Origin of the sequence: Microbacterium sp. NPDC089698, assembly GCF_044749045.1 — a bacterium.
Lineage (GTDB): Bacteria > Actinomycetota > Actinomycetes > Actinomycetales > Microbacteriaceae > Microbacterium.
This window is the reverse complement of the sequence record NZ_JBIVHE010000001.1, coordinates 809,737-835,061: the sequence shown is the minus strand read 5'-3', so window position 1 is coordinate 835,061 and position 25,325 is coordinate 809,737. Positions and strand designations below refer to the sequence as shown.

Sequence of the window (25,325 nt, the reverse complement as noted above, 5' to 3'; positions counted from 1 at the left end):
GGCACGGACGTTCCCGCGAGTGCGGCACGGCCCGCCGCCGGCATCACCGGGGCAGGGACAGCGCGGCGATCGCGGCGGGTCCCGCGAACGCATCGATGGCCGCGATCCGCTCGCCGTCGACGTCGAAGGCCATGACCGAGACGGCGCGCGCGCCGACCATGACGACGACGCCGGGGAGACCGTCCACCCGCACGGGACGGAGCACCGCGTCGGGGATCGCGAACATGAGCGCGCGGCCCGCGACGGCCGCGCCGCCGCGCACGAGCACGGTCGCCGACAATCCCTGCTCGATCCGCAGTTCGACCTCCGGGGAGAGGAGCGACACGAGCCGATCGAAGTCGCCGGATCGGGCGGCCGCGAAGAACGCATCCACCATCGGGCGCCGGTCGCGAGCGGTTCCGGCGCCCGCCACATCCGCCGAACGCACCCGCCGGCGCGCGCGGCTGGCGAGCTGTCGCACCGCATCGGGGGAGCGCTCGAGCAGATCGGCGATCTGTTCGAAGGGCACCTCGAAGGAATCGTGCAGCACGAACGCCACGCGCTCGGCAGGGGACAGATGCTCATGCACGACGGCGAGGGCGGCGCCGACGGCTTCGGCCTGCTGGGCCTCCTCGAGGGGATCCGGTGCGCGCACGTCCGCCTCGATGACCGGGCCCGTTCCGTCGTCGTCGAGCGGGATCTCGCCACGGGAGGCGCGGGAGCGCAGCGCATTGAGGCAGGCGCGGGAGACGATCGTTGTCAGCCAGCCGCCGAAGTTCCGCACGTCGTCCGCGCCGGCCGCGGAGGCTCGCAGCCACACATCCTGCACGATGTCGTCGGCCTCGGCGGTGGATCCGAGCATGCGCTGCGCGAGGCGGCGCAGCCGCGGTCGCTGCTCCTCGAAGCGCGCGGCGAGCGAATCCTGATCCGCCATGTCACATCTCCTCCGGCCCGCGTGTCATCAGAGTGACCGTCCGGATCGGGCGGCGTCTGACGAGAAGAACGGGAAGAGTCTGACATGACCATCGACCAGACCATCGACACCACGGCCGCCGTCGCGATCAAGGCGCGCATGCCGCACCCCGCGTTCCTGCTGGAGGGCGGCTTCGATGCGCTCTCCGCGCTGAGCGGCGTGGCGGCCTCGACCGATCTGCCGCAGGAGCTGCTGCACCTGGTCCACCTGCGGGCCAGTCAGATCAACGGCTGCAGCTGGTGCACGATCGAGCACTCGAAGGAGATGCGCGCGGACGGGGCGGGCGACGAACGGGTGTTCGGCGTCGCGGCCTGGCGCGAGGCTCCGTTCTTCACCGCGCGGGAGCGGGCGGCGCTCGCGCTCACGGAGGCGCTCACCCGCATCGCGGACCGTCCTGATCCCGTGTCCGACGCGCTCTGGGACGAGGTGTCGGCGCAGTTCGATCGGCGCCAGCTGTCCGCCCTGATCCTCGCGATCAGCGCGATCAATGTGTGGAACCGGATCAACGTCGCGATCCGTCAGCCCGCGGGGCAGCGCTGACGTCCGCCCGGATCCGCGGTCCTGGACAGCGCGTCAGGGCTGCGGATCCGCGGCGTCGTACGCCCGGAATCGCGGGCTGAGCCGCACGAAGACCGCGACGAGGCCGATCACCAGCAGCCCGCCCAGGAGCGGCGGGAACCAGAGGGCCGTGAGGGAGGCCAGCGCGCCGGCGTAGAGGGCGCCGAGACGAGGCCCGCCTGCGACCACGATGATGAACACGCCCTGCAGGCGCCCGCGCATCGTGTCGGGGACCGCGGCCTGCATCATCGTGTTGCGGTAGATCGAGCTGACGTTGTCTGCCGCGCCGGAGAACGCCAGGGCGACGCAGGCCAGCGCGATCAGCAGCACGTTCGGCGAGGATGCCGTGGCGTGTGCGGAGGGGAGCATCGACCCCACGAGCAGGACCACGCCGAACAGCGCGATCGTCGTGCCATAGGCCTGCACGGCACGGGCGATGCCGCGGCCGTGCCAGCGGTAGTGCACGATGCGCCCCGAGAACAGGCTCGACAGGAAGGTCCCGACCGCGACGGCCGCCGTCAGCAGGCCCGTCGTGACGGCGCCGCCGCCCAGGATCACGGTGCCGAGGGCGGGGAAGAGCGCGAGGGGCTGGCCGAAGGTCATGGCGCAGATGTCGAGGATGTACTGCATCCGGATGTTGCCGGCGCGACGCAGGAAGCGCCATCCGTCGACGAGGGAGGCGAGACCGGGGCGCACGATCTCGCCCTCGGGCAGCAGCTTCGGCAGCGTCCACAGCCCGAGGAACATCGACAGCATCAGGATCACGTCGATCGTGTACGTCCAGCCGTAGCCCGTGAGAGCGACGAGGAGGCCGGCCAGAGCGGGGCCCGCCATGACCGTCATGCCGAAGGCCACGCCGTTCAGGGCCGAAGCGGGGGCGAGCATGTCGCGGGAGAGCAGCCGGGGGATGATCGCGGTGCGCGTGGCCATCCCGACCGAGTTCGCCGCGGCGATGATCATGCTCAGCGCGTAGAGCCACCAGATGGTCTCCGTGTGGGTCCAGGTCAGGGTCGCGAGCAGCGCCGTCGCGGCGAACGTGATGACGGCGGCGATGAGCGCGACCCGCCGGCGGTCGAAGGCGTCGGCGAGCATCCCGCCGTACAGTCCGGCCAGGATCATCGGCACGAGCCCCGCGACGGCGATCATGGAGACGGCGAAGGTGCTCTGCGTGAGCGCGAACACGTGCAGCATGACGGTCACGACCGTGAGCTGCCCGCCGATGCCGCTGAGGGTGGATCCGATCCACATCCGGGCGAATGCCGGGCTCTGCCGGAACGGGCTCAGGTCGATCAGATGACTCACCCGTCGAGCGTAGCCGCGCTTCGAGGGGCGGGGATCCGGTCCGGCGCGGGGCACGCTCGGGTGCTGATAGACTTGTGCGGTTGCCGTTCGATCGGCCGCGGATAAAGAGAGCCCACGCATTCGGCGTCGGGCACCGCGCAGCAAAGAGGAAGGGGATCACCTATGGCACTGGATGCAGACGTCAAGAAGGCGATCATCGAAGAGTACGCGACGCACCCCGGTGACACCGGATCCCCCGAGGTGCAGGTTGCAATGCTGACGCAGCGCATCAAGGACCTCACCGAGCACCTCAAGGAGCACAAGCACGACCACCACTCGCGTCGTGGCCTGTTCCTGCTCGTCGGTCAGCGCCGTCGTCTGCTCGGCTACCTCCAGGACGTCGACATCGAGCGCTACCGCTCGCTGATCGAGCGTCTCGGGCTCCGCCGCTAAGCAGCCAGCGTTCAATCGCGCAAAACGTTCTTGCGAGGCCCGTCCCACGGTGTGGGGCGGGCCTCGACCTTTGTCCGGGCGTCGCGCGGAGTTCGCGCCCGCAGGCGTCGAGTGCACGGGATCCTGCCGAGCGTACGGCTCGATCGCGTCAAGAGCCCGTCCACTCGGCAGGATCCCGTGCCGTCGTCGGATCCAGCCCGTCTCGGGCCATTGATCCCAGAGTGACTTTCCTGTAGGAAAGCAGTACGAGCTTTCCTCTAGGAAAGCGAGACCGGCGATTCGGGGGGATCGATGGAGCAGCAGTCCATGCGGGGCGCGGAGCCCCTGGAACAGCCGGACGCGGCCACCGCCCAGGCGTATCTCGACGTGCTGCCCGACGTCCGGCGGCGTGCCGAGGGCGTGCTGGATCTGCGCCGGCTCGGGCGCCTGTACGTCGTGGAGGGCGTCGCATCCGCGCTGTATGTCGGCATCTACCTCCTCGCCTGGGGGCTGCATCGGCAGAGTCCCGATCTGCCCATCGCGCCGATGAACATGCTGGCCGTGTTCCTCATCTGGTCGTTCCTCGCGCGTGCCGTCCGGGAAGGCTACGGCGCCCGCCGCGTGCTGCGGGGTGCAAGCGCCGTCGCCTATTACGGCCTCGCGGTCGCAGGTGCCGTGCTCGGTCTCGCGCTCGTGCTGATCGATGGGTTCAAGGGCGCCTTCTCGTGGTTCTGGCTTCCCGTGCCCTCGCTGTTCTTCCTCGCCGGAGGGCTGTCGGCCGGTCTGTCGCTGCGGTATGAGGGACGGAACGATCCTCCCCGCATCGCTCCGGCGCATGCGCCGTTCACCCGCACCGCACGGGTCGGGACGCTGGCGGTGGGCGCATGCCTCGCGATCAGCGTCGCCCTCAGCGGGGCGGCGGCCGTGCCCGGATGGGGATCCGGCGTCAGCTCCTTGGGGATGTGCGCCGTCACGGTCCTCTACCTGGTCGCGCTGCTCACACGGTGGTGCGCGGATCTGGGCGAGATCTGGCGGGCACCGCAGTGGACCATGTTCGGGGTCGGCGCCTCCGCCGCGGCGGCGATGGTGCTCCTCGTGAGCACGCGTCCGGGGATCGCGCCGGCGACCGGCTTCGTTCTCGGGGCCGTGGTCCTGATCCTGGCGGCGATCGTCAGCCGGCTCCCGAGGCGCGGCGATGACTGAGGAGCGCCGCTTCGACGAGACGGACCGCGTGCAGGGGCAGGAGGCGGCGCAAGCCGCGCTCGACGCGCTGCCCGGCATCGCGGGGCGCCGCGACGGGGTGATCGACCGCCGCCGGCTGGGCCGGATCCTGTTCTTCGAGGCATTCGTCCCGACGGCCGCCTTCGTCTCCTGGTTCCTCGCGCAGCTGGCTCGGGATCCCTCTGTGAATGCGCGCTCCCTGCCCACACTGGCGCTGCTCGTGGTCATGCTGATGTGGGGCCAGCTCGTGCGCGGGCTCCGCGAGCGGTACGGCGCGGTGCAGGCGCTTCGCGGCGCACCACGTCTCATGCATCAGGTGCTCACCGGCGCCACGGCCGCGGCGTTCCTGACGGCGCTCGTGATCACGTTCCTGCGGGGGGACGCTCCCGTGCTTCTCGTCGCGCTCGGAGGAGTCCTGGGCCTCGGGGCCGGGGTGTGGGCATGGGGTGCGATGCGCCGTGATGCCGGTGAAGCGGTCCCGGTCACCGAGCACGCCGAGATGAACACCGCCGTGCGGATTGCCACGGGCTGCTTCGGCCTCGGACTCGCACTGATCGCTGCGGTCGGTCCCTTGTTCGCCGCGGGTGGAGCCTTCGGAGCGCTCTCGGTGGTCGCCGCGGTGCTCGCGGTGGCGATCGCGGCGCTCGGACGCTTCTCGAACGCGGTGCCCGCGATCGGTGCGGCATGGCGTACCCCGCAGTGGACGGCGTTCGCGATCTCCGTGGTGATCACCTGCGTGGCGCCGATTCCGGCGTTCGCGACCCCGTCGTTCGGCGGCGTGATCGGCGGCATCGCCGCGGGCGCGATCCTGGTGCTCTTCGTCGTCGCAGCGCTCTGGCCGGCCGGTCCTGATGCCTGAGCCGCATCCGCGAATGCGTCTCGACGACACCTTCGCCGGCGCGATCCGCTTCTCGATGATGGCCGCCCTGCGCGATGGCGTGGAGATGGACTTCGCGACGCTCGCGCACGTGCTGCAGGCGAACGACTCCGCGGTCAGCAAGGCGATCGCCGCGCTGGCGGAGGCCGGCTACGTCGTCAGCCGGAAGGGGCAGGTCGGCACCAGGCCGCGCACCTGGGTGCGCGCCACAGCGCCCGGCGCGCGCGCGTTCGAGGCGCATGTGCAGGCGCTGCGGGACATCGTCGCCGGGGGCGGGCCCGACATCTGACTCCGCTCGCCCGCGAGCAGGATCCGCGCGAGAAACCACTTCCTGCGTGAGACATCACGTCCGGAGTGGTTTCTCGTGCAGGAAGTGGTTTCTCGAGGCGCGGCGGGAGCAACCGCGCGTTCAGCCCCGGACCAGCGACACCGGCCGGCGGCGGATCACGAGCGTCACGGACACCGCGAGCAGCAGTGCGCAGAACGCCATGATCAGCAGGCTCGCGGTCCAGGAGCCGTTCGCGTCATGCACGATGCCGAGCAGCAGGCTGCCGCCGCCGGCGACGGCGTAGCCGACGCCCTGCGCGATCGCGGACAGGATCCCGGCGGAGGCCTCGTCGGCGGACAGGCTTACGAGCAATCCCATGGCGAGCCCGAAACCCGCGTTCTGCGCGACACCGAGCACGGATACCACCACGGGATCGTGCCCGCCATCCAGAGCGAGCCAGGCGAACCCGGCGGCCATGACGATCCCGAGGCCGGGACCGAACCAGGTGAGGATCCGGCGGCGTCGCGCGATCATCGGAGCGAGGAGCGTGGGGAGGAGGCCGATCAGGCTGAACCACCCCAGCAGGCTTCCCGCGGCCGCGCGGGACTCGCCGTGCGAGGACAGGATCAGCGGAAGCCAGGTGGTCACCGCGAAGTAGAGCAGCGCCTGCAGCGAGAACACCGTGGTCATGAGCGCCACCGTGCTCCGGGAGCCCGCGGGGAGGGCGATCGGAGCCCTGGTCGGCGCGGTGGCCACGCCGCCCCGGCCCGCGGCCAGCATCGCGAGCGCGGCCAGCGTCGCGAGGGCGGCCCAGGCGGCCAGCGCCGGGCGGAGGCCGAGCGCCTCGTCCAGCGGTACGGCGAGGCTCGCGCCGAGCGCGGCGCCGATGCCGAACGACATGCTGCTCAGCCCCACCCAGAGTCCGCTCGCGCCGAGCGCCTTGAGATAGGGCGGGAGCAGGGTCGCCGCGACCATGATCGCGGCGCCCGCGAGGAAGGTGCCGGGCAGCAGCATCCAGCTGCTCAGGACTCGAAGCACGAGCCCCGCGGCGAGCACCGCCATCGCAGCGAGGATCGCACGGGTCGTGCCGATGCGCCGGGCCAGCAGCGGACCGAGCATCGCCGTCACCCCGAACGCGATCACCGGCAGCGTCGCGAGGAGGCTGCGCCCGACACCGCCCAGCCCGAACTCGCTCGTCGCCTGATCCAGCAGCGCGGAGACCGAGGTGATCGCGGGGCGCAGATTGACGCCGACCAGGAGCGCGGCCCCGAGCGCGACGGCTCGGGCGGCGCTCGCGGTCGGCGCGAGCCGGGCACGGGGCGCCGGGCGACCGGCCGGGACGGCGCCGCCGGCGGCGCCGTCCCTCCGATCAGTGCGCGAGGACACGAAGCCCATCGGCGACGACCCGCCCGTCATGGAGGACGGTGCGGTCCGTGCCGCGGTCCATCACGGCGCTGGTGGGAGTCTCTCCGTCGACGAGCACCAGGTCGGCGCGGTCGCCGACCGCGGTGCCGGGACGATCCTGCACCCCGGTCAGGCGCGGGGACGCGTGCGACATGATGCTGGCGCCGCCCATCGTCGCGATGGCGAGGCACATCTCGATGTGCTCGTCCCGGCGGAAGTTGTTCGTGAACGCCAGCTGCCAGGTGCGATCCAGCAGGTCGCCGTTGCCGTAGGGGCTCCAGTAGTCGCGCTGGCCGTCCTCACCGAGGCCGAAGCGCACGCCCGAGGACACGAGATCGACGAGCGAGAGCTGGTTGCGCGCCGCAGGGGCGACGCTCGCCATGGCGATGTCGAGTTCGGCGAACTCGTCGATCAGCCGGCGGCTGGTGGCCTCGTTCACCCCGCCCAGCTCGTAGGCGTGCGACATCGTGACCTTCCCCTGCATCCCGAGGGCGCGCACGCGCTCGAGGACGAGCTCGGTGCTGAAGACGCCGAGGTGGCCGGGCTCGTGCAGGTGGATGTCGATCTCGACCTGGTACTTCTCGGCGAGACCGAACACGATGTCCAGGTGCTTGACCGGATCCCGGTCGAGCTGCGAGGGGTCGATGCCGCCCATCACGTCGGCGCCCTGCTTGAGCGACTCCTCGAGATAGTCGACGGTGCCCTCCTCGAGGAGGATGCCGGCCTGGGGGAAGGTCATGATCTGGACCTCGGCCTGATCGGCGAACCTCTCCTTCGCGGCCATCACTGCGTCGAACTTCTCGAGCTTGCAGTCCACATCGACCTGCGCGTACGAGCGCACCCGCGTCGTGCCGCGCGCGATCATCCGCTCCAGCGTGCCGGCGACGATTTCGGCGTGCGGCACATCGGTGTCGCGCCAGTTGCGCCGGTCGTTCATCATCATCCCCCACACGCCGGGCGAGCCGGTGTGCTCGCGGAAAGGAAGGCCGATGCGCGTGGAGTCCAGGTGCACGTGCACGTCGCTGAAGGACGGCAGAAGCAGCCGGTCCCGGCCCTCGACGTCCTCGGCCCCGAGCGGGACGGACTCGTCATGCGGGCGGACGGCGGCGATGCGCCCGCCCTCGACGACGACATCGGATGCGGGACCGCCCCAGGGGCGGACATCACGAATCAGCAAGGATCTTCCTCTCTTCGGGGGTGCTCGCCGCGAACGCGGCGGCCTCGGCCGGATGGAGGCAGGCGACCGCACCGGACGGCACCTGCTCCACGCACATCTTCTTCTTGTCCGCGTCCAACAGCGCGAAGACGGGGCAGCGCGTGCGGAACACGCACCCGCTCGGCGGGTTGGACGGATGCGGCAGATCGCCGGTCAGCCGGATCCGCCCGCTGCGATCCGCGTGCGGATCGGGGGAGGGGACCGAGGACAGCAGCGACTGCGTGTAGGGATGCCTGGGAGCGTCGAAGACCTCGTCCCTGGTGCCCCGCTCCATCACCTTGCCGAGGTACATCACGGCCACGTCGTGCGCGAAGTGCTTGACGACCGAGAGGTCGTGCGCGATGAAGACATAGGAGATCCCGGTGTCCGCCTGGATGTCCTGCAGCAGGTTGATCACCTGCGCCTGCACCGAGACGTCGAGCGCCGAGACGGGTTCGTCGCAGATCACCACGTCGGGCTCCAGCGCCAGCGCCCTGGCGATGCCCACGCGCTGCTTCTGGCCGCCGGAGAACTCATGGGGGAACCGGTTGTAGTGCTCGGGGCGCAGCCCCACACGGTCCATGAGCGACTGCACGCGGGGCTTCATCCCCTCCTTCGGGGCGATGCCTTGGGCGCGCAACGGCGCGGCGATCGCGGCGCCGACGGTCTGGCGAGGGTTGAGCGACGACGCGGGGTTCTGGAACACCATCTGCACGCGACGGCGGAAGTCCTGCAGCTCGGATCGGGCGAGCCCCGCGACATCGGCGCCGTCCAGGCGGATGCTTCCCGACGTCGGCGTGAGCAGGCGCATGAGCAGACGGCCGGTGGTCGACTTCCCGCAGCCGGACTCGCCCACGAGCCCCAGGGTCTTGCCGCGCTCGAGCGTGAACGACACCCCGTCGACGGCCTTGACGTTGCTCTTCGGCCTGAACATGCCCTGCGAGACGGGGAAGTGCTTGGCGAGTCCTTCGACCTGCAGCAGCGGTGCGTTCATCGCGCGGCCTCCAACGTGATCGGCGCGGACGCGCCCAGGTCCTCGGACAGGTGGCACCGCGACCGGTGCGATCCCGCGCCGTGCAGCACGGGCCGCTCGGTGCGGCAGCGGTTCCCCGGCACCAGGTGCGACACGGGGCAGCGATCCGCGAACAGGCAGCCCTGCGGCAGATCCAGCAGCGATGGCGGGAAGCCGGGGATCGGGGTGAGCCGGCCGGCTTCGTCCGCCATCGACGGCATCGACGCCAGCAGCCCCTTCGTGTACGGGTGCGCGGTGCGGAGGAAGGCGTCTTCCATGTCGGCCTGCTCGACGCACTGCCCGCCGTACATGACGACGACCCGCTGGCAGACTTCGGCGACGACGCCGAGGTCGTGGGTCACGTACACGACGGCGGATCCGGTCTCCTGCTGCAACGACGAGATCAGGTCGAGGATCTGCGCCTGCACCGTGACGTCGAGAGCGGTCGTCGGTTCGTCCGCGATGAGCAGCTCCGGTTCGCAGATCAGGGCCATGGCGATCATCGCGCGCTGGCGCATGCCGCCGGAGAACTCGTGCGGATGCGCGTCGTAGCGCGAGACCGGATCCGGGATCCCCACGCGCGCCAGCATGTCGATCGCCTGAGCCTTGGCGGCCTTCGCGCTCACCGTGTTGTGCACCCGGTACGCCTCGGCGATCTGCGCGCCCACGGTGTAATACGGGTGCATCGCGGAGAGCGGATCCTGGAAGATCATGCCGATCTTGCGACCGCGGTACGGGCGCATCTCGTTCTCGGTGAGAGGGACGAGGTCCGTCCCCTCGAACAGGATCTGACCGGTGACGTGGGCGCTTGTGCCCTTGAGCAGCCCCATGAGCGTCTGGCTGGTGACGGTCTTGCCGGATCCGGACTCGCCGACGATGCCGATCGTGTCGCCGCGTTCGAGGCGCAGATCCATGCCGTTGACGGCGTGCACGACGCCGTCGTCGGTGGGGAAGTCGACCCGCAGGTCGCGGATGTCGAGGAACGGGGTGGCCATCAGCTGACCCTCACTCTCGGGTCGATGCCGGCGTAGGCGAGGTCGACGACGACGTTCGCGGTGATGATGAAGAACGCGGCGAGCATGGTGATCGCCATGGTGACGGGCAGGTCTCCCGCGACCGCGGCGTGCACGGCGGTGAAGCCGAGGCCGGGGACGGAGAAGATCTGCTCGGTGAGCACGGCGCCGCCGAGCAGGGCGCCGATGTCGAGGCCCAGCATGGTCACGATCGGGGTGATCCCGGCGCGGACGCCGTGACGGAACACGATCTCCCTGCGACCGAGGCCCTTGGCCCGGGCGGTGCGCATGAAGTCCTCGCCGAACGTCTCGATCATGTTGTTGCGGGTGATGCGGATGTACTGCGCGCTGAACAGGACCGCGATCGCGACCCACGGCAGCAGGTAGTTGAGGAACCAGGCGGCCGGGCCGGCGGGTCCGAACGGACTGCTGATCTGATTGCTCGTGAACGGCAGCCAGTGCAGCGTGCTCACGAAGACCAGCAGGAGCAGCAGACCCGTCACCGGGATCGGCAGGGAGACGCCGACCGAGGCGGCTCCCACGATCAGCTTGTCGGTGGCCCTGCCCTTGCGGAGCGCGGCGAGCAGTCCGAGGCCGACGCCGACGATCGTCCACAGCACCACCGCGCCGACGGCGATCGAGAGCGTGTAGGGGAGGGCGCGGGCGAGCACGTCCGTGACATTCTCGTTGGTCTGGAAGGACTTGCCCAGACACGGCCAGGCGCAGACCTGTTCCGCACCGGGCGCGCCGATCATGCGGGGCCCGAAGAAGCCCGACAGGTAGGCGAAGTACTGGACGAAGAAGGGCTTGTCCATGCCCAGCGCGACGCGGGCCTGCTCGATGCGTTCCGGGGTGCACTCCTGGCCGCACGCGGCGGCGGCGGGATCGGAGGGACCGATCTGGAAGAGCGCGAACGTGACGAAGCTCACGACGAGGAGGAGGATGACGAGGCCGGCCACCCGGCGGAGGAGGAATCCGAACATTGCTGTCCCGTGCGGGGCCGGCCGTGGAGGGCCGGCCCCGTCCTTTCAGGAGTGCGGAGGCGTCAGTTCTTGACGCCGACGGTGGACAGGTCGATGCTTCCGAAGAAGTACCCGACCTGGGCGTTCTGGATCTTGGATCCGACGACGCTCGAGGTGTACGTGCGGAACAGCGGCACGATCGGATACGTCTCCATGGCCTTGTTGTAGAGCTCGGTCCACTTCGTGTTGAGCTCTTCGGACGAGCCGTTGGTGTCGCGCAGCTTGTACATCTCGCCCGAGATCGTCGGGTCGAAGAAGCGCGAGATGTTGCTGAAGCCGTAGGACGAGCCGTCCAGGCTCGGGCCCAGGTTCGGGTCGACGGTCGTGCGGGTCGAGCCTGACGCCGCTCCACCGCACCAGCCGGCACGGGCGATGTCCGGCATCTGGTCGCCGGCGAGCGTCGTGTAGTAGTTCGGCGCGGGGATCGCGACCATCTGCAGGTCGATGCCGAGCTCCTTGAAGTTCTGCTGCAGCACCGTTCCGAGGTTCTTGTACCGCTCCGTGGCGTTCGAGTAGCCGTAGGTCAGCGTCTTCGGCACGGTCTTGCCCTGCAGGAGCTTCTTCGCCTCGTCCAGCTTGGGCTTCCCGGCCGGGTCGAGGTCGAGCGTCGGGGCGATCCAGCCGACCTGCGCATCGTTCAGGTACGAGTTCGTGAGCTTGCCGAAGCGCGGCCCGCCGTACTGCACCTGGATCGACGCGCGGTCCATCGCGAGCGCCAGGGCGTGGCGCACGTCCGGGTCGGTGATGGTGGTGGTGTTGAAGTTCAGCACATCGGTGCAGCCGAGCAGGCCGCCGGCCGTGCGCGGCTTGATGGTCTGGTCGCCGAGACGTGCCGCATCGGAGGCCTGCAGCGCCCCGTTCGAGTCGAGCGTGATCGCGGTCGGGTCGGAGTCGCTCAGCAGCTGCTGGCTGATCGTCGCCTGCGCGGTCGAGAGCGAGAACGAGAACGTGTCGGGCAGGGCGGTCCGGTTCTCGTCGGTCTTCGGATCCCAGTGCGGATTGCGGACCAGCTTGAGCTCGCGGCCTCGGTCGTAGCCGGCGATCATGTACGGCCCGGACGAGATCGGGTGGTTCGTGTAGTCGAGCTTGGTGTCCTTGGCTTGCGGCACCGGGGCAGTGTTCGAGCGTGAGGCCAGGGCCGGGAAGTCGGGGTACGGCTGCTTGAGGTGGAAGATGATCGTCTTCGCGTCGGGGGTCTCGACCGCGGCGAGGTCGCCGCCCGAGTACGGGCCCTTGTACGTGTCCGCATCCAGGACGGCGTTGAGCTCCTGCGGGGCCTGCGTGTAGACGTCGCGGGCGAAGGTGCGCTCGATGCCGTACTTGATGTCGGCGGACGTGATCGGGGAGCCGTCCTCGTAGGTCAGACCGTCCTTGAGCGTGTACGTCCACGTCAGGCCGTCCGAGGACGCCTTGCCGAGGTCGGTCGCGAGGTCGGGCACGATCTTCGGCGGCTGGCCCGCCGTCTCCTTCGCCATGGTCAGCGTGCGGTAGTAGAGCTGGCCGACGTTGGCCGTCTGGACGTAGTTGCTGTTGCCGGGGTCGAGCGTCTGGAAGTCGCTCGACATCAGCACGTTGACGTTGCCGCCCTTGGTGCTGAAGCCCTCGTTGACGACGTGCGGGGCGTACGGGTTGTTCGCTCCGGCGCCTCCGGTGGCGGTGCCGCCGGAGGCGGATCCGGCCGAGCAGCCGGTCACGGCGAGTGCGACGGCGACGACGGAGGCGGCGAACAGGGGACGGCTGTGTCTCATGGTTCTTCTCTTCTCGGGGTGGGGATGGGCAGGACGGACGGAGGGCGCGAGCGGATGCCGCCGCGCGGGCAGAGCGCGTGCGGGATCAGCTGCGCGAGGCCTTGGGGTCGAGCGCGTCGCGCACCGCGTCGCCGAGCAGGTTGAAGGCGAGGACGGTGATGACGAGGGCGGTGCCCGGCACGATCAGGAACCAGGGGTCGACGAGATACCAGTTGCCCGACTGTGCGGCGTTGAGCATCTGCCCCCACGAGGGCGTCGGATCCTTCACCCCGACGCCGAGGAAGGAGAGCGCGGCCTCGGCCGAGATGTTGGTCGGGATCATCATGGTCGCGTAGACGAGCACCACGCCCGACACGTTCGGGATCACCTGCGTGAACAGGATCGTGCGCTGGGACGCGCCGTACGAGCGGGCCGCCTCGATGTACTCCTGCTCGCGGATGCTGAGCACCTGGCCGCGCACGACGCGGGCGAGGTACGCCCAGCCGAAGAAGCCGAGGATGATCACGAGCGAGGCGATGGGCACGAAGCTGCCCTGGCCGAGTGCGGTGCCCCGCAGCCTGGACTGCAGGATGGGCGTGAGCGAGAGCACGAGCAGGAGGTGCGGGAAGGCGAGGAACAGGTCGATCAGGCGGCTGATGACCATGTCGACCTTGCCGCCGAAGAACCCGGCGGCCGCACCCATGATCGTGCCGAGCACGACCGAGACGAGCGTCGCGAGCAGGGCGATCGTGAGCGAGACCTGCGCGCCGTAGGCGAGGCGGGCGAAGAGGTCGCGCCCGAGCCCCGGCTCGACGCCGAGCCAGTGCCCGGCCGAGGGAAAGAGGAACTGCGGCAGCGGCAGGCCCGGGGTGTCGAAGTTGTCCAGCGTGTCGGGGCCGGTGTGCGTCGTGAACGGATCCTGCCCCTCGATCGCGGTGAGCAGCGGGGCCAGGATCGCGAAGAGCACGATCGCGATCACCACGGCGAAGGACGCCAGCGCGATGCGGCTGCGGCGGATCCGCAGCCAGGCGGTGCCGAGGAGCGAACGTCCTGTTGCGATCTTCGGTGTGGTGATGGCCTCGGTGGTCGGGACCGTCGTCAGCGTTTCCGTCACGATCTTCCTTGATGGTCAGGAACGGGGGTTGCTGGAATTGTATACCAGCCCCGAGCGATATGTATACCAAAATCCAATCAAGGCAGGAACAACGGCCAAGAGAGTTGTTCGGACCTGCGGGTGTCGATAGGTTTTGGATACCAATTGCCTTGTTCGAGGAGTGCACCCGTGCGTACCCTGATCACCGCCGATCATGTCCTTGCCTTCGACGGCGCGTCCCATGCCGAGCTCCGGGACGGTGCTGTGCTGATCGATGACGACCGCATCGCCTTCGTGGGACCGCGTGCCGAGGCGCCCCGTGACGTCGATCGCCGGGAGGAGCTCGGCGAGAGCTTGCTGATGCCGGGCCTGATCGATCTGGACGCGCTCACCGACATCGACCACCTGATCCTGGACTCCTGGTCGGCGCCCGCGCACGCTCTCCGCCTGCAGTGGTCCGCGGACTGGTTCGACCGCCGGCGTCACGTGTTCAGCGCGGCCGAGCGCCGGCGCATCAGGGAGATCGCGCTCGTGCAGCTCGCTCTGCACGGCATCACGAGCTACATGCCGATCGCCTCCGAGGTGCACTCCGCGTGGGCGGAGACCGCCGACGACTTCCTCGCCATGGCGGAGTACTCGCGCAGGCTGGGGCTGCGCGGATTCCTCGGCCCGTCATACCGCTCCGGGGTCAACGTCGTGCAGGACGGGCGGCGCGCGGTCCTCTTCGACGAGGGGGAGGGCGAGGCCGGTCTCGCCGACGCGATCCGCTTCCACGACACCCTGCAGGCGTGGGCGGATCCGCTGCTCACCCCCGTCTTCCTGCCGTGTCGCATCGAGACGCTGACCCCTGGGCTGCTCGCCGCGACCGCGGACGCGGCAAGGGAACGCGGCGCGCTGGTGCGCCTGCACGCGCTGCAGGGCGACTTCGAGCGCGACTGGATCCTGGAGAAGCACGGATGCACGCCGCTCGAGCTGATCCGCCGGCAGGGGCTTCTCGATGACCGCCTGATCATTCCGCACGGCGTCTTCCTCGACGTCAACCCCCGCGTGCGGGGCGAGGACACCGGGGATCTCGCTGCGCTCGTCGACGCGGGGGTGTCGATCGTGCACTGCCCGCTCACGAACGCGCGCTACGGATCGGAGCTGGAGACCTTCGGCCGATATCGGGATGCGGGGCTGAACATCTCCCTCGGCACCGACTCCTTCCCTCCGGACCTGATCCGCGGCATCGACACGGGCGTCTCCGTCGCGAAGGTGCAGAACCGGTCTCTGGCGGCCGGCGACCTCGCCGGCTACGTGGAGGCGGCGACTCTCGGCGGAGCGCGCGCACTGCACCGGCCCGATCTCGGGCGCATCGCCGAGGGGGCGGCCGCCGACCTCACCGCGTTCCGCCTCTCCGACGTCCGCTTCGGACCGATCGAGGATCCGCTGCGCAACCTCGTCCTGGCGGGCAGCGCGAGGGATGCGTGTCTTACGATGGTCGCGGGCAGGGTCGTGATGCGCGACGGAGCGATCGACGGGATCGATCTGCGCGCCGTCCGTGAGGATTCCCAGGCCCTGTTCGACACCATGCGCGCCGGCTACGACGAGCGCGATCATCTCGGCGGCGGCGGGCTGTTCCCGCCCGTCTTCCCGCTTGCGGGGGAGGGGAGTGCGGCAGATGGAGACCGTTCCTGAGGTCGACGGCGCCGCGATCGCGCTCGCTGACCGCGTCTATCGGGATCTGCTCCGCGCGATCATCGATGGCGAGGTCGCGCCCGGCGCCTGGCTCAAGGAGCGCGAGCTCTCCGAGCGCTTCGCGGTCTCCCGCATCCCGGTGCGCCAGGCGCTCCAGAGGCTCGAGGCGGAGGGGTTCGTGATGACCTCGCGGCACCGCGGCGCCAACGTGACGCCGCTCACGCGCGCCGACATCCACGACCTGTTCGACACCCGGCTGTGCTTCGAGCCCTTCGCCGCGCAGCGCGCCGCCGAGCGCGTGCACGCGGGCCTCGAGACGATCGACCGGCTTCGGGCGCTGCACGAGGACGCATCCGTCGTGGACGCCGAGGCGGCGCGCGCCGCGAGCCTCGACTTCCACTCCGAGATCGTGCGGCTCAGTGGAAGCAGGCTGCTGCTGCGCAGCCTGGGACCGCTCGTCGGACGGATGGAATGGGTGTTCCGGCTCACTCGCGAGACGAGGGACAGCGAGCAGACGGACGAGCACGTCGAACTCGTCGAATCGATCGCGCACGGCCGCGGGAGGCTCGCCTCCGCGCAGATGTACGCGCACATCGAGATGAGCCGCGAGCCCGTGCTCGCGCAGCTGGACGGCGTGCTCGAGAGCTGAGCCGTCCGCCACGCGGCGCGGCCGTGAGGCGCGCCCCGATCGTGCTCGGCGACTCAGGCGGGGGCGCCGACCAGGTCCGCGTGGTGGATCGCCGCGACGTCCGGGTGCGCGCGCAGGCGCGACTTCAGGGCGTTCTCGCCGTAGAGCGCGTGGATCGGGTTCGACGGATCCTTCGTGACACCGCGCGCCTGCTCCGCCAGCTCCGCCGGCAGGTCGATGAGCGGCAGGCGCGCATCGAGCGCCGGGTTGAAGAAGAACGGGATCGAGATCCGCTCGTCCGGCGCCTGCGGGGAGACGACCCGGTGGTTGGTCGCCTTGAGGTAGCCGTCCGTCGCGTACTCGAGCAGCTCGCCGATGTTGACGACGAAGGCGCCGTCGACCGGGGGCGCGTCGACCCAGGATCCGTCCCGCTCGACCTGCAGACCGCCCTTGCCTGGCTCGACCCAGAGCAGGGTCAGCACCCCGGAGTCCTTGTGGGCGCCGACGCCCTGCTGCGGCTCGGGCTCGTGGGTGCCGGGATAGCGGACGATCTTGATGAGGGTCGACGGGTCGCCGAAGTTCTGCTCGAAGTACGTCTCCTCGGCACCGAGCGCGAGCGCCCAGGCACGCAGCAGCTTGCGGGCCACGCTCGAGAGCTGCGCGTGCCACTCGGCGACGACCTCGCGCAGCTCGGGCTGGGCGTCCGGCCACAGGTTCGGGCCGATCAGGCGGTTGTACGCCGCGCCGCCGTCGACGGCCTCGCGCTCCGGGCCGATGTCGATCTGCTCGCGCCAGTCCACCGCGCCCTGCGTGCGCTCGCCGCCGATGCGGGTGTAGCCGCGGAAGTGGGGGCTCTTGACGTTCTCGATCGCGAGCTTGTCGTCTTCGGACAGTGCGAAGAAGTCCTTCGCCGCCTGGTGCAGGCGGCGCTCGAGCTCGGGCGTGACGCCGGTGCCGGTGAGGTAGAAGAAGCCGACGTCGTGCGTCGCGGCGCGCAGGTCGTCGCGGAACGCGGCGGCGGCCTCGGGGCCCGCATCGAGCTGGGACAGGTCAAGGATCGGGAGGTTCAGTTCGGCCATGAGGCGAGGCTAGGACGCGTGCAGCAGGGGTCGGCGGTTTGTTGCCGAGGATTACCGCGACCGATGCGCCTGCCGGAGTCGCGTTCAGCACGAGGGGAAGCGGATGCTACAGTCATGGAGGTAAGGGATGCCTTACCTCATAACTTCTCCAGGAACAGTCCCTCGTGCTCGCCACTTTCCTCATCGGCCTCCGTGAAGGCCTCGAAGCCGCGCTCGTCGTCGGCATCCTCGTCGCCTACCTGAAGCGTCTCGATCGCAAGGACGTGCTGCCGCGCCTGTGGACCGGCGTGGGTGCGGCCGTTCTGCTGGCGCTCGTGATCGGCGCCGTGCTCACCTTCGGCGCCTACGCCCTCACCTTCCAGGGGCAGGAGATCATCGGGGGCACGCTCTCGCTGGTCACGGTCGGCATGGTCACCTGGATGATCTTCTGGATGCGCAAGGCCGGACGCACCATGAAGGCCACGCTGCACGGCGGGGTCGACCGGGCGCTCGAAGCGGGCACCGTCTGGGCGCTCGTGCTGGTCGGGTTCGTCTCGGTGGCCCGCGAGGGCGTCGAGACCACGCTGCTGCTGTGGTCGATGGTGCAGTCCTTCGGCGACGCGCCGACGGCGATCCTCGGTGCGGCCCTCGGGCTCGTGGTGGCCGTCCTGGCCGGATGGCTGCTCGCGCGGGGCGCGGTCAGGCTCGACCTGTCCCGCTTCTTCACCTGGACCGGCGGCTTCCTCGTCGTCATCGCGGCCGGTGTGCTCGCCTACGCGCTGAGCGACCTGCAGGAGGCCGGCGTCGTGCCGGGCCCCTTCACGTCCGCCGCCCCGCTCGACGCCTCCGGCGCCGTGCTCGTGGGCTGGGCGGGTCTGCCGTTCGGGTGGGCGTTCGACGTCACGGCCGCGATCCGCCCCGACAGCGCGCTCGCCGTGCTGCTGCAGGCCACCGTCGGCTTCATGCCGCGGATGAGCTGGCTCCAGGTGATCGCCTGGGTGCTGTACATCGCGATCGTCGGCACGGTGTTCGTGCGGGGTCTGCGCCGCGCAGCACCGCGCACGGCGCCCGCTTCCACGGCTTCCGCTTCCGTCCCCGCGTCCTCCGCGACGCCCGTCACGACCGAGTCGGCGGCCGCCCGTGCCGCGTCGACTGCATCGCCCTCTCCTGAAGGAGCCTCATGACCATCGCCCGCCGACCGATCGCCGTCCTCGGCGCCGTCGCCGCCCTCGGCCTCGCCCTCACGGGGTGCGTCGCCAAGTCCGACGTCGCCGCCGGCGGACGTCTGACCGTCTCGTCCACGGCCGATGCGTGCAGCGTCTCCGCCGCCACCGCGACCAGCGGTACGCTCGCCTTCGACGTGAGCAACAAGGGCGATGAGGTGACCGAGTTCTACCTGCTCGCCGAGGACGGCGTGCGGATCGTCGGCGAGGTCGAGAACGTGGCGCCCGGCGCCTCGCGCACCCTCACCGTCGTCGCCCAGCCCGGCAAGTACTTCACGGTGTGCAAGCCGGGGATGCTCGGCGCCGGCGTCGGCAAGACCGCGTTCGCCGTGAGCGGCGAGAAGGTCGCCGAGACCGGAGGCGATGCGGCGCAGAAGCAGAAGGCCCTCACGCAGTACGCCTCCTATGTGAAGGACCAGGTCGACCAGCTGCTGCCCGCTGCGAAGACCTTCGCGGACGCCTACCGCGGCGGGGACGACGCGGCTGCCAAGGCCCAGTTCTCCACCGTGCGCGCGTACTACGAGCGCATCGAGCCCATCGCGGAGCAGCTCGGCACGCTCGACCCGCGCCTGGACTTCCGCGAGCTCGACGCCAAGGCCGAGGGCATCGACTGGACCGGCTTCCACCGCATCGAGAAGGACCTGTGGGCTCCGGCGGCGGGTGCGATGAACTCGGACGGCACGACCCCGGCGAACCTGGACTGGGCGCCGTCGACGCCCGCCGAGCGCGCGACCTTCGCCGACAAGCTCCTCGCTGACCTGCAGGAGCTGTACGACCACGTCCACTCCGACGCCTTCGTGAAGGACCTCGAGTCCAAGGGCATCGCCGGGATCTCCAACGGATCCATCTCGCTCCTCGACGAGGTCGCCAACGGCAAGATCACCGGCGAGGAGGACTGGTGGTCGGGCACCGACCTGTCCGACTTCGCGGCGAACGTCGAGGGATCCAAGATGGCCTTCTCGGTTGTGCGCGAGTTCGCCGAGAGCAAGGGCGCCGAGGGCAAGAAGCTCGTCGAGCAGATCGATCGCGGGTTCTCCGCCCTCGAGGCCGAGCTCTCCGTGCACGGCTCGCTGAAGGACGGGTTCGCGTCGTACTCCACGGTCACCGAGACCCAGAAGCGCGACCTGACCGACCTGCTGAACGCGCTCGCCGAGCCGCTCTCGAAGCTCACCAGCACGATCCTCGGCTGACATGACGGTCCCTGAGTCCGCCGAAGAGCCAGAGCGTCCCTCCGGCGCGGAGCCGGAGGGCGCCGCAGCGCGGGCCGGCATCAGCCGGCGCGGCCTGATCGGCTGGGCGCTGGGCAGCGGCGTCGCCGGCATCGCCGTCGGGGCCGGGGGAGCCGCGGCCGTCGCTGCGACCGGGGTGCTCGGCGGATCCGCTCCCGTGGACGAGTACGCCTTCGAAGGCGCCCACCAGGCGGGGATCACCACGCGCGTGCAGGAGCACCTGCACTTCGCGAGCTTCGACATGATGCCGCGGGCGAGCCGCGACGACCTCGTCTCGCTCCTGCAGGACTGGAGCTACGCGGCGTCCCGGCTGACCAAGGGCCTCGACGTGAGCGCCTCCGGTGCCGTCGGCGGCTCGCCGGAGGCGCCCCCGGACGACACGGGCGAGGCGCAGGGCCTCACGGCGGCGGGTCTCACGCTCACGTTCGGACTCGGACCGTCGCTCTTCCTCGCGGAGGGCGACCGGTTCGGGATCGCGGATCGGCGGCCGTCCGCGCTCGCCGATCTGCCGGCGTTCGTCGGCGACGCCCTCGACGCCGGCTACACGGGCGGCGATCTCTGCATCCAGGCCTGCGCCGACGACCCGCAGGTCGCGGTGCACGCCGTGCGCAACCTCAGCCGGATCGCGTTCGGCCGCGCACGGCTGCGCTGGTCGCAGCTCGGCTTCGGGCGCACCTCCCGCACCGCCGCGGATCAGCAGACCCCGCGCAACCTCTTCGGGTACAAGGACGGCACGGCGAACATCCTGTCCGACGATGCGGCGGCCCTCGACGAGCACGTCTGGGTCGGCGAGAAGGACGAGCCGGCGTGGATGTCCGGCGGGTCGTATCTCGTCGCGCGCAAGATCGCGATGCTCATCGAGACCTGGGACCGGCTGCGCCTCGCCGAGCAGGATCGCACGATCGGCCGGGCGAAGGGCAGCGGCTCGCCCCTCTCCGGCGGCGGCGAGATGACGGAGCCGGTGTTCTCCGGATCGGCGATCGACGAGCACTCGCACGTGCGCCTCGCGCACCCGACGGTCAACGACGGCATCCGGATCCTCCGCCGCGGCTACAACTACGTCGACGGCAACAACGACCTGGGCCGTCTCGACGCCGGTCTGTTCTTCCTGTCCTATCAGCGCTCGCCGGAGCAGTTCATCACGCTGCAGAAGCGGCTTTCGACCGACCTCATGAGCGAGTACATCAAGCACATCGGCTCCGGGATCTGGGCGATCCCGCCGGGTGCGGCGAAGGGCTCGTACATCGGCGCCGGCCTCTTCGCCTGAGCGCAGGCCGAGGGCCGCACCCGCCGTGGAACGCCCGTCCCGCGGGACGGGCGTTCTCTATCCCCGCCCTCTGGCGGGTGTCGCGGATGCCGGGAATACTTCTGTGTGGAGGACGTTTCATCAGATATATTCAAGTGAATAGAAATCTGAAGGAGACAGCAGTGAGCGAGTCGAGCACCTGGTCGGGCATGCAGTTCGGCCTCATGTCGGTCAGCGACATCACCCGCAACCCGGTCACGGGGGAGACCCCGAGCGAGCGCGAGCGGATCCAGAACACCCTCACGATCGCCAAGCACGCGGAAGAGGTCGGTCTCGACGTCTTCGCGATCGGCGAGCACCACAACCCGCCGTTCTGGTCGTCCAGCCCGACGACGTTCCTCGCCGCACTCGCCGCGCAGACCGAGCGCCTGATCGTCTCGACCTCCACGACGCTCATCACCACGAACGACCCGGTGAAGATCGCCGAGGACTACGCGATGCTGCAGCACGTGTCCGGCGGCCGCATGGACCTCATGATGGGCCGCGGCAACACCGGCCCGGTCTACCCCTGGTTCGGCAAGGACATCCGCCAGGGCCTGCCGCTCGCGATCGAGAACTACGCGCTCCTGCACGAGCTGTGGACGAACGACGTCGTGGACTGGGAGGGCAAGTTCCGCACCTCGCTCCAGGGCTTCACGTCCACGCCGCGCCCCCTCGACGGCGTCGCGCCGTTCGTGTGGCACGGATCCATCCGCACCCCCGAGATCGCCGAGCAGGCGGCCTACTACGGCGACGGATTCTTCGCGAACAACATCTTCTGGCCGAAGGAGCACTACCAGCGCCTGATCGAGCTGTACCGGCAGCGCTTCGCGCACTACGGTCACGGCACGCCGGAGCAGGCGATCGTCGGGCTCGGCGGGCAGGCGTTCATCCGCCCGAACTCGCAGGATGCGGTGAACGAGTTCCGTCCCTACTTCGACAACGCCCCGGTCTACGGCCACGGCCCGTCGATGGAGGACTTCACGGAGATGACGCCGCTCACGGTCGGATCCCCGCAGCAGGTCATCGACCGCTACGCCGCGATGCGCGACCACTACGGCGACTACCAGCGCCAGCTGTTCCTCATGGACCACGCCGGCCTGCCGCTGAAGACCGTGCTCGAGCAGATCGACCTGCTGGGAGGCGAGGTCGTGCCGGTGCTCCGCAAGGAGCTGGCGCAGAACCGTCCCGCCACGGTGCCGGACGCGCCGACGCACGCCGCGCGCGTCAAGGCCGTGTACGGCGACGGACCCTCGCGCGAGGCGCGCCCGGGCGCGAACCGCGGCGACAACCTCACCGCGGGCTCGCCCTACCAGGACGGCGGTGCGGTCCCGGCCGCGGCGGGCTCGTCCTTCGGCGCTGCGGCCACGAAGGGGGCGAACTGAGATGGGCGCGCGTCGCATCGCGGTGATCTCCGCGGGGCTCAGCAACCCCTCGTCCACGCGCATGCTCGCCGACCGCCTCGCCGCGGAGACCGCGCACCGGCTCACCGAGCTCGGCTCCGAGGTCAGCGTCGACGTGATCGAGCTGCGCGACCTCGCGCACGACATCACGAACAACCTGCTCACGGGCTTCGCGCCGCCGGCACTGGACTCGGCGATCAACACGGTGATCTCGGCAGACGGCCTGATCGCCGTCACGCCGATCTTCTCCACCAGCTACTCCGGCCTGTTCAAGTCGTTCATCGACGTGCTCGACCCGGACGCCCTCACCGGCAAGCCGGTCCTGATCGGGGCCAACGCGGGCACGGCGCGGCACTCGCTCGCGATCGACTACGCGATCCGCCCGCTGTTCACCTACCTGCACGCGGAGCCGGTCCCCACGGGCGTCTTCGCGGCCTCGAGCGACTGGGGGGCCAACGCCGACGAGGTGGCGCCGCTCAGCACGCGGGTGGAGCGCGGGGCGCGCGAGCTCGCCGAGGCGATGGCCCGGCGCGAGCCGGCGGCAGACAAGGATCCCTTCGACCCGGGCAACTACCTCGGCGAAGGACGTTCGTTCGGGCACCTGCTGGGCGGCCTCGCGGGGGAGTGAGCAGGGCTCGCGCTCAGGGGCGTGACGCCGCTGGGAATGTCCGTGGGGCATCCTAGGGTGGCGTCATGCCCCTTCTCTCTGCCTTCGACGCCCTCGACCGTGCGCTGGACGGAACGCTTCTGCTCCCCTCCGACGACGGCTTCGATGCCGCCCGTCGCCCATGGAACCTCGCGATCGACCAGCTTCCCGCGGCGGTCGCCACCCCCGCCGGTCTCGACGATCTGCGCCTGATCCTCACCGCCGCGCGCGAGGCCGGAACGCCGATCGCGGTGCAGCCGAGCGGCCACGGCGCCTCCGGCGACCTCGCCGGCGCCGTGATCGTGCGGGCGGCGGCGTTCGACCGGCTCGACGTCGATCTCGCGGCCGGTGTCGTCGTGGTCGGCAGCGGCGTGCGCTGGGGCGCCGTCGTCGACGCGCTGGAAGGAACCGGGTGGGCGGCCCCGGCGGGCACGAGCCCCGTCGTCTCGGTCGCGGGCTACACGCTCGGCGGCGGGCACTCGTGGTTCAGCCGCACGGCGGGCCTTGGCTCCGACAATCTGCGCGCCGCGTGGGTGCTGCGCCCCGACGGCACGCACGAGCGCATCGACGACGACAGCGACCGCGACGCGATGTGGGCGCTGCGCGGCGCGGGCGGAGTCGTGGGGATCGTCACCGCGCTCGAGATCGACCTCGTGCGCGCCCCGGCGCAGTGGGGCGCCTCCCTGACGTTCGACGCGGCCGATTCCGCCGCGGTGATCCGCGCCGTGCGGGACCTCGCCGCGGTCGCGCCGTCGACGCTCAACGTGTTCACGAGCTCGATGCGCATGCCCGATGCGCCGATGCTGCCCGAGGCGATCCGCGGGAAGAGCTTCCTGACGGTCCAAGCGCTGTCCGCAGACGGCACCGCCGACGCGCTCCTCGAAGGCGTGCGCCGCGCAGGCGCCGTGCGGCGGGAGACCGCCGGTGCGACGTCGCCGGCGGCGCTCGCGGCGGCGTCGGGGGAGCCGACCGAACCGACCGCGGGGCGCGGCGCGTCGCTCGCTCTCGACGGCCTCGACGACGCCACGATCGACGCGCTCGTCGACTTCCGTCAGGCTCCTGCGCAGTCGACGATCATCGGGATCGATCTGCGCATGCTGGGTGGAGCACTCGACGCCCCGCGCCGTTCCGGCTTCGCCTCACTGGCTTCGGCCGGCTGGCTCCTGCATGCGCTCGTGCCGAACTTCCCGGGAGCGCCGTCCGAGCCCGGTGAGGCGAGCATCGCGGGCCTCCTCGAGCTGCTCGCCCCGGCGGCGGCCGCGCGGACGATCCCGACGTTCCTCACGCCAGGGCAGACACTCGAGCGGTGCGCCGCGGCGTCTGACATCGACCGGCTGCGTGCGGTGCGCGCGAGCGTCGATCCCGACGGCGTGCTGCACGAAGGGCGCCTGCCCCGCTGAGCGCGGCGTTGCCGAGTCCGCGGCGACGGCGGACTCGGCAACGGCGACGTGCTTCGTGCGGGGCCTCGCGGGTCGGTCAGCCGATCGCAGCGAGGCTCTGCACCGTGGCCGATACGGCCTCGGCGAGTTCGCGGCCCTTCACGGAGAAGTGACGCCGGAAGTAGTCCTGGTGCTCGTCGTGCTCGTGGAAGTGGTGCGGCGTGAGCACCGCGGAGAACACCGGCACGTCGGTCTCCAACTGCACGCGCATGAGCGCGTCGACGACGGATCCCGCGACGAAGTCGTGCCGGTAGATCCCGCCGTCGACGACGAGCGCGCTCGTGGCGATGGCCTCGTAGCGGCCGGTGCGCGCCAGGCGCTGGGCGTGCAGCGGGATCTCGAACGCTCCGGGCACGCGGTACACGTCGACCTGGTCGATGCCGAGCTCGGCGAGACGCTCGAGGAAGGCGGAAACGGCCTGTTCGACGATCTCGGCGTGCCACTGCGCGGCGACGATGGCGATTCTGGGCATGGTGGACTGCTCCTTCTGTCCTCTCTCATCCGGACTATGACCGTCGGCTCCGGAATCGCACCGGATCGGCGGTCCCCACCATGGGGACCGTTCGCGGGCTCGCGCGGACATGCCGCGACACCGCCGGTGGGGACTTTCACCCCGCCCTGAGGACAGGACGACGCTATCACCGCACGGAGGACGCGCCGACCACGGAACGAGCCTGCGCGA

General features: G+C 70.4%; 23 protein-coding genes, 1 pseudogene and 1 riboswitch. Of the genes and pseudogenes, 13 read left to right on the top strand and 11 right to left on the bottom strand.

Annotated features, from left to right (window positions below; genetic code table 11):
* Positions 1 to 43: 43 nt before the first annotated feature.
* Positions 44 to 913, bottom strand: coding sequence for a sigma-70 family RNA polymerase sigma factor (locus ACIPY5_RS04005; RefSeq protein WP_400966963.1), 870 nt, complete (start codon positions 911 to 913; stop codon positions 44 to 46).
* Between the two features lie 84 nt (positions 914 to 997).
* Between ACIPY5_RS04005 and ACIPY5_RS04000 the strand changes: the two genes are divergently transcribed.
* Entirely contained in the window at positions 998 to 1,492 is a 495-nt protein-coding gene (locus ACIPY5_RS04000) for a carboxymuconolactone decarboxylase family protein (protein ID WP_400966960.1), read from the top strand.
* Positions 1,493 to 1,525: 33 nt separating this feature from the next.
* Here the strand turns inward: ACIPY5_RS04000 and ACIPY5_RS03995 are convergent, their stop codons facing one another.
* Positions 1,526 to 2,758 carry an MFS transporter gene (locus tag ACIPY5_RS03995; protein WP_400968464.1) on the bottom strand — a complete coding sequence of 411 codons (1,233 nt, stop codon included), beginning with the start codon at positions 2,756 to 2,758 and terminating at the stop codon, positions 1,526 to 1,528.
* Positions 2,759 to 2,974: 216 nt separating this feature from the next.
* On the opposite strand from ACIPY5_RS03995, the gene rpsO reads away from it, so the two are divergent.
* The 4 genes from rpsO to ACIPY5_RS03975 all read left to right on the top strand — a co-directional run bounded on the left by rpsO (position 2,975) and on the right by ACIPY5_RS03975 (position 5,610).
* Complete coding sequence (rpsO, locus tag ACIPY5_RS03990; RefSeq protein ID WP_045251768.1) at positions 2,975 to 3,244, top strand: 30S ribosomal protein S15; 270 nt, start codon at positions 2,975 to 2,977, stop codon at positions 3,242 to 3,244.
* A 291-nt stretch (positions 3,245 to 3,535) separates the two neighbouring features.
* Entirely contained in the window at positions 3,536 to 4,426 is an 891-nt protein-coding gene (locus ACIPY5_RS03985) for a hypothetical protein (protein WP_400966956.1), read from the top strand.
* Entirely contained in the window at positions 4,419 to 5,303 is an 885-nt protein-coding gene (locus tag ACIPY5_RS03980) for a hypothetical protein (RefSeq protein WP_400966954.1), read from the top strand. The genes ACIPY5_RS03985 and ACIPY5_RS03980 overlap by 8 nt, the downstream gene beginning before the upstream one ends.
* Before the next feature lie 13 nt (positions 5,304 to 5,316).
* The gene (locus ACIPY5_RS03975) at positions 5,317 to 5,610 is read left to right on the top strand and encodes a transcriptional regulator (protein WP_400966951.1); all 294 of its coding nucleotides are present in this window, start codon (positions 5,317 to 5,319) and stop codon (positions 5,608 to 5,610) included.
* Positions 5,611 to 5,730: 120 nt separating this feature from the next.
* Here the strand turns inward: ACIPY5_RS03975 and ACIPY5_RS03970 are convergent, their stop codons facing one another.
* The 7 genes from ACIPY5_RS03970 to ACIPY5_RS03940 form a co-directional block, all read right to left on the bottom strand.
* Complete coding sequence (locus tag ACIPY5_RS03970; RefSeq protein WP_400966948.1) at positions 5,731 to 6,975, bottom strand: MFS transporter; 1,245 nt, start codon at positions 6,973 to 6,975, stop codon at positions 5,731 to 5,733.
* Positions 6,959 to 8,170 (bottom strand): amidohydrolase family protein, encoded by a 1,212-nt coding sequence (locus ACIPY5_RS03965; protein ID WP_400966946.1) that lies wholly within the window; start codon positions 8,168 to 8,170, stop codon positions 6,959 to 6,961. The genes ACIPY5_RS03970 and ACIPY5_RS03965 overlap by 17 nt, the downstream gene beginning before the upstream one ends.
* Entirely contained in the window at positions 8,157 to 9,182 is a 1,026-nt protein-coding gene (locus tag ACIPY5_RS03960) for an ABC transporter ATP-binding protein (protein ID WP_400966943.1), read from the bottom strand. The genes ACIPY5_RS03965 and ACIPY5_RS03960 overlap by 14 nt, the downstream gene beginning before the upstream one ends.
* Positions 9,179 to 10,195 (bottom strand): ABC transporter ATP-binding protein, encoded by a 1,017-nt coding sequence (locus ACIPY5_RS03955; protein ID WP_400966940.1) that lies wholly within the window; start codon positions 10,193 to 10,195, stop codon positions 9,179 to 9,181. The genes ACIPY5_RS03960 and ACIPY5_RS03955 overlap by 4 nt, the downstream gene beginning before the upstream one ends.
* Entirely contained in the window at positions 10,195 to 11,196 is a 1,002-nt protein-coding gene (locus tag ACIPY5_RS03950) for an ABC transporter permease (protein ID WP_400966937.1), read from the bottom strand. Before ACIPY5_RS03950 ends, ACIPY5_RS03955 begins: the two co-directional genes overlap by 1 nt.
* Before the next feature lie 62 nt (positions 11,197 to 11,258).
* On the bottom strand, positions 11,259 to 12,983 hold the full coding sequence (locus tag ACIPY5_RS03945; protein WP_400966934.1) for an ABC transporter substrate-binding protein: 1,725 nt from the start codon (positions 12,981 to 12,983) through the stop codon (positions 11,259 to 11,261).
* An 85-nt stretch (positions 12,984 to 13,068) separates the two neighbouring features.
* The gene (locus tag ACIPY5_RS03940) at positions 13,069 to 14,076 is read right to left on the bottom strand and encodes an ABC transporter permease (RefSeq protein ID WP_309340621.1); all 1,008 of its coding nucleotides are present in this window, start codon (positions 14,074 to 14,076) and stop codon (positions 13,069 to 13,071) included.
* Positions 14,077 to 14,244: 168 nt separating this feature from the next.
* On the opposite strand from ACIPY5_RS03940, the gene ACIPY5_RS03935 reads away from it, so the two are divergent.
* Together ACIPY5_RS03935 and ACIPY5_RS03930 are read left to right on the top strand one after the other, a co-directional pair.
* Complete coding sequence (locus ACIPY5_RS03935; RefSeq protein ID WP_400966930.1) at positions 14,245 to 15,732, top strand: chlorohydrolase family protein; 1,488 nt, start codon at positions 14,245 to 14,247, stop codon at positions 15,730 to 15,732.
* Complete coding sequence (locus ACIPY5_RS03930; RefSeq protein WP_400966927.1) at positions 15,716 to 16,381, top strand: GntR family transcriptional regulator; 666 nt, start codon at positions 15,716 to 15,718, stop codon at positions 16,379 to 16,381. The genes ACIPY5_RS03935 and ACIPY5_RS03930 overlap by 17 nt, the downstream gene beginning before the upstream one ends.
* A gap of 53 nt (positions 16,382 to 16,434) precedes the next feature.
* Here ACIPY5_RS03930 and ACIPY5_RS03925 read toward each other — a convergent pair whose 3' ends face one another.
* Positions 16,435 to 17,439 (bottom strand): 2-oxoglutarate and iron-dependent oxygenase domain-containing protein, encoded by a 1,005-nt coding sequence (locus ACIPY5_RS03925; RefSeq protein WP_309340615.1) that lies wholly within the window; start codon positions 17,437 to 17,439, stop codon positions 16,435 to 16,437.
* Positions 17,440 to 17,603: 164 nt separating this feature from the next.
* Between ACIPY5_RS03925 and efeU the strand changes: the two genes are divergently transcribed.
* The 6 genes from efeU (at position 17,604) to ACIPY5_RS03895 (ending at position 24,604) form a co-directional block, all read left to right on the top strand.
* Entirely contained in the window at positions 17,604 to 18,602 is a 999-nt protein-coding gene (efeU, locus tag ACIPY5_RS03920; protein WP_400966922.1) for an iron uptake transporter permease EfeU, read from the top strand.
* Entirely contained in the window at positions 18,599 to 19,831 is a 1,233-nt protein-coding gene (gene efeO / locus ACIPY5_RS03915) for an iron uptake system protein EfeO (protein WP_400966919.1), read from the top strand. Before efeU ends, efeO begins: the two co-directional genes overlap by 4 nt.
* A gap of 1 nt (position 19,832) precedes the next feature.
* Positions 19,833 to 21,137: an iron uptake transporter deferrochelatase/peroxidase subunit gene (efeB, locus tag ACIPY5_RS03910; RefSeq protein ID WP_400966916.1), complete on the top strand. Its 1,305-nt coding sequence runs from the start codon at positions 19,833 to 19,835 to the stop codon at positions 21,135 to 21,137.
* Between the two features lie 188 nt (positions 21,138 to 21,325).
* On the top strand, positions 21,326 to 22,540 hold the full coding sequence (locus ACIPY5_RS03905) for an LLM class flavin-dependent oxidoreductase (protein WP_400968462.1): 1,215 nt from the start codon (positions 21,326 to 21,328) through the stop codon (positions 22,538 to 22,540).
* Between the two features lies 1 nt (position 22,541).
* Positions 22,542 to 23,186 carry an FMN reductase gene (locus ACIPY5_RS03900; RefSeq protein ID WP_309340609.1) on the top strand — a complete coding sequence of 215 codons (645 nt, stop codon included), beginning with the start codon at positions 22,542 to 22,544 and terminating at the stop codon, positions 23,184 to 23,186.
* 65 nt (positions 23,187 to 23,251) lie between these two features.
* Entirely contained in the window at positions 23,252 to 24,604 is a 1,353-nt protein-coding gene (locus tag ACIPY5_RS03895; RefSeq protein WP_400966912.1) for an FAD-binding oxidoreductase, read from the top strand.
* A 76-nt stretch (positions 24,605 to 24,680) separates the two neighbouring features.
* Here ACIPY5_RS03895 and ACIPY5_RS03890 read toward each other — a convergent pair.
* A pseudogene (locus ACIPY5_RS03890) lies at positions 24,681 to 25,121 on the bottom strand (6,7-dimethyl-8-ribityllumazine synthase); the annotation flags it as partial.
* 7 nt (positions 25,122 to 25,128) lie between these two features.
* Positions 25,129 to 25,273, bottom strand: a riboswitch (FMN riboswitch).
* Positions 25,274 to 25,325 lie beyond the last annotated feature (52 nt).

What these genes read in the sequence shown, in the direction of transcription:
- ACIPY5_RS04005 (WP_400966963.1), bottom strand. Translation starts at nt 913, where the DNA reads ATGGCGGATCAGGATTCGCTCGCCGCGCGCTTCGAGGAGCAGCGACCG.
- ACIPY5_RS04000 (WP_400966960.1), top strand. Translation starts at nt 998, where the DNA reads ATGACCATCGACCAGACCATCGACACCACGGCCGCCGTCGCGATCAAG.
- ACIPY5_RS03995 (WP_400968464.1), bottom strand. Translation starts at nt 2,758, where the DNA reads ATGTGGATCGGATCCACCCTCAGCGGCATCGGCGGGCAGCTCACGGTC.
- rpsO (WP_045251768.1), top strand. Translation starts at nt 2,975, where the DNA reads ATGGCACTGGATGCAGACGTCAAGAAGGCGATCATCGAAGAGTACGCG.
- ACIPY5_RS03985 (WP_400966956.1), top strand. Translation starts at nt 3,536, where the DNA reads ATGGAGCAGCAGTCCATGCGGGGCGCGGAGCCCCTGGAACAGCCGGAC.
- ACIPY5_RS03980 (WP_400966954.1), top strand. Translation starts at nt 4,419, where the DNA reads ATGACTGAGGAGCGCCGCTTCGACGAGACGGACCGCGTGCAGGGGCAG.
- ACIPY5_RS03975 (WP_400966951.1), top strand. Translation starts at nt 5,317, where the DNA reads ATGCGTCTCGACGACACCTTCGCCGGCGCGATCCGCTTCTCGATGATG.
- ACIPY5_RS03960 (WP_400966943.1), bottom strand. Translation starts at nt 9,182, where the DNA reads ATGAACGCACCGCTGCTGCAGGTCGAAGGACTCGCCAAGCACTTCCCC.
- ACIPY5_RS03955 (WP_400966940.1), bottom strand. Translation starts at nt 10,195, where the DNA reads ATGGCCACCCCGTTCCTCGACATCCGCGACCTGCGGGTCGACTTCCCC.
- ACIPY5_RS03950 (WP_400966937.1), bottom strand. Translation starts at nt 11,196, where the DNA reads ATGTTCGGATTCCTCCTCCGCCGGGTGGCCGGCCTCGTCATCCTCCTC.
- ACIPY5_RS03945 (WP_400966934.1), bottom strand. Translation starts at nt 12,983, where the DNA reads ATGAGACACAGCCGTCCCCTGTTCGCCGCCTCCGTCGTCGCCGTCGCA.
- ACIPY5_RS03930 (WP_400966927.1), top strand. Translation starts at nt 15,716, where the DNA reads ATGGAGACCGTTCCTGAGGTCGACGGCGCCGCGATCGCGCTCGCTGAC.
- ACIPY5_RS03925 (WP_309340615.1), bottom strand. Translation starts at nt 17,439, where the DNA reads ATGGCCGAACTGAACCTCCCGATCCTTGACCTGTCCCAGCTCGATGCG.
- efeO (WP_400966919.1), top strand. Translation starts at nt 18,599, where the DNA reads ATGACCATCGCCCGCCGACCGATCGCCGTCCTCGGCGCCGTCGCCGCC.
- efeB (WP_400966916.1), top strand. Translation starts at nt 19,833, where the DNA reads ATGACGGTCCCTGAGTCCGCCGAAGAGCCAGAGCGTCCCTCCGGCGCG.
- ACIPY5_RS03905 (WP_400968462.1), top strand. Translation starts at nt 21,326, where the DNA reads ATGCAGTTCGGCCTCATGTCGGTCAGCGACATCACCCGCAACCCGGTC.
- ACIPY5_RS03900 (WP_309340609.1), top strand. Translation starts at nt 22,542, where the DNA reads ATGGGCGCGCGTCGCATCGCGGTGATCTCCGCGGGGCTCAGCAACCCC.
- ACIPY5_RS03895 (WP_400966912.1), top strand. Translation starts at nt 23,252, where the DNA reads ATGCCCCTTCTCTCTGCCTTCGACGCCCTCGACCGTGCGCTGGACGGA.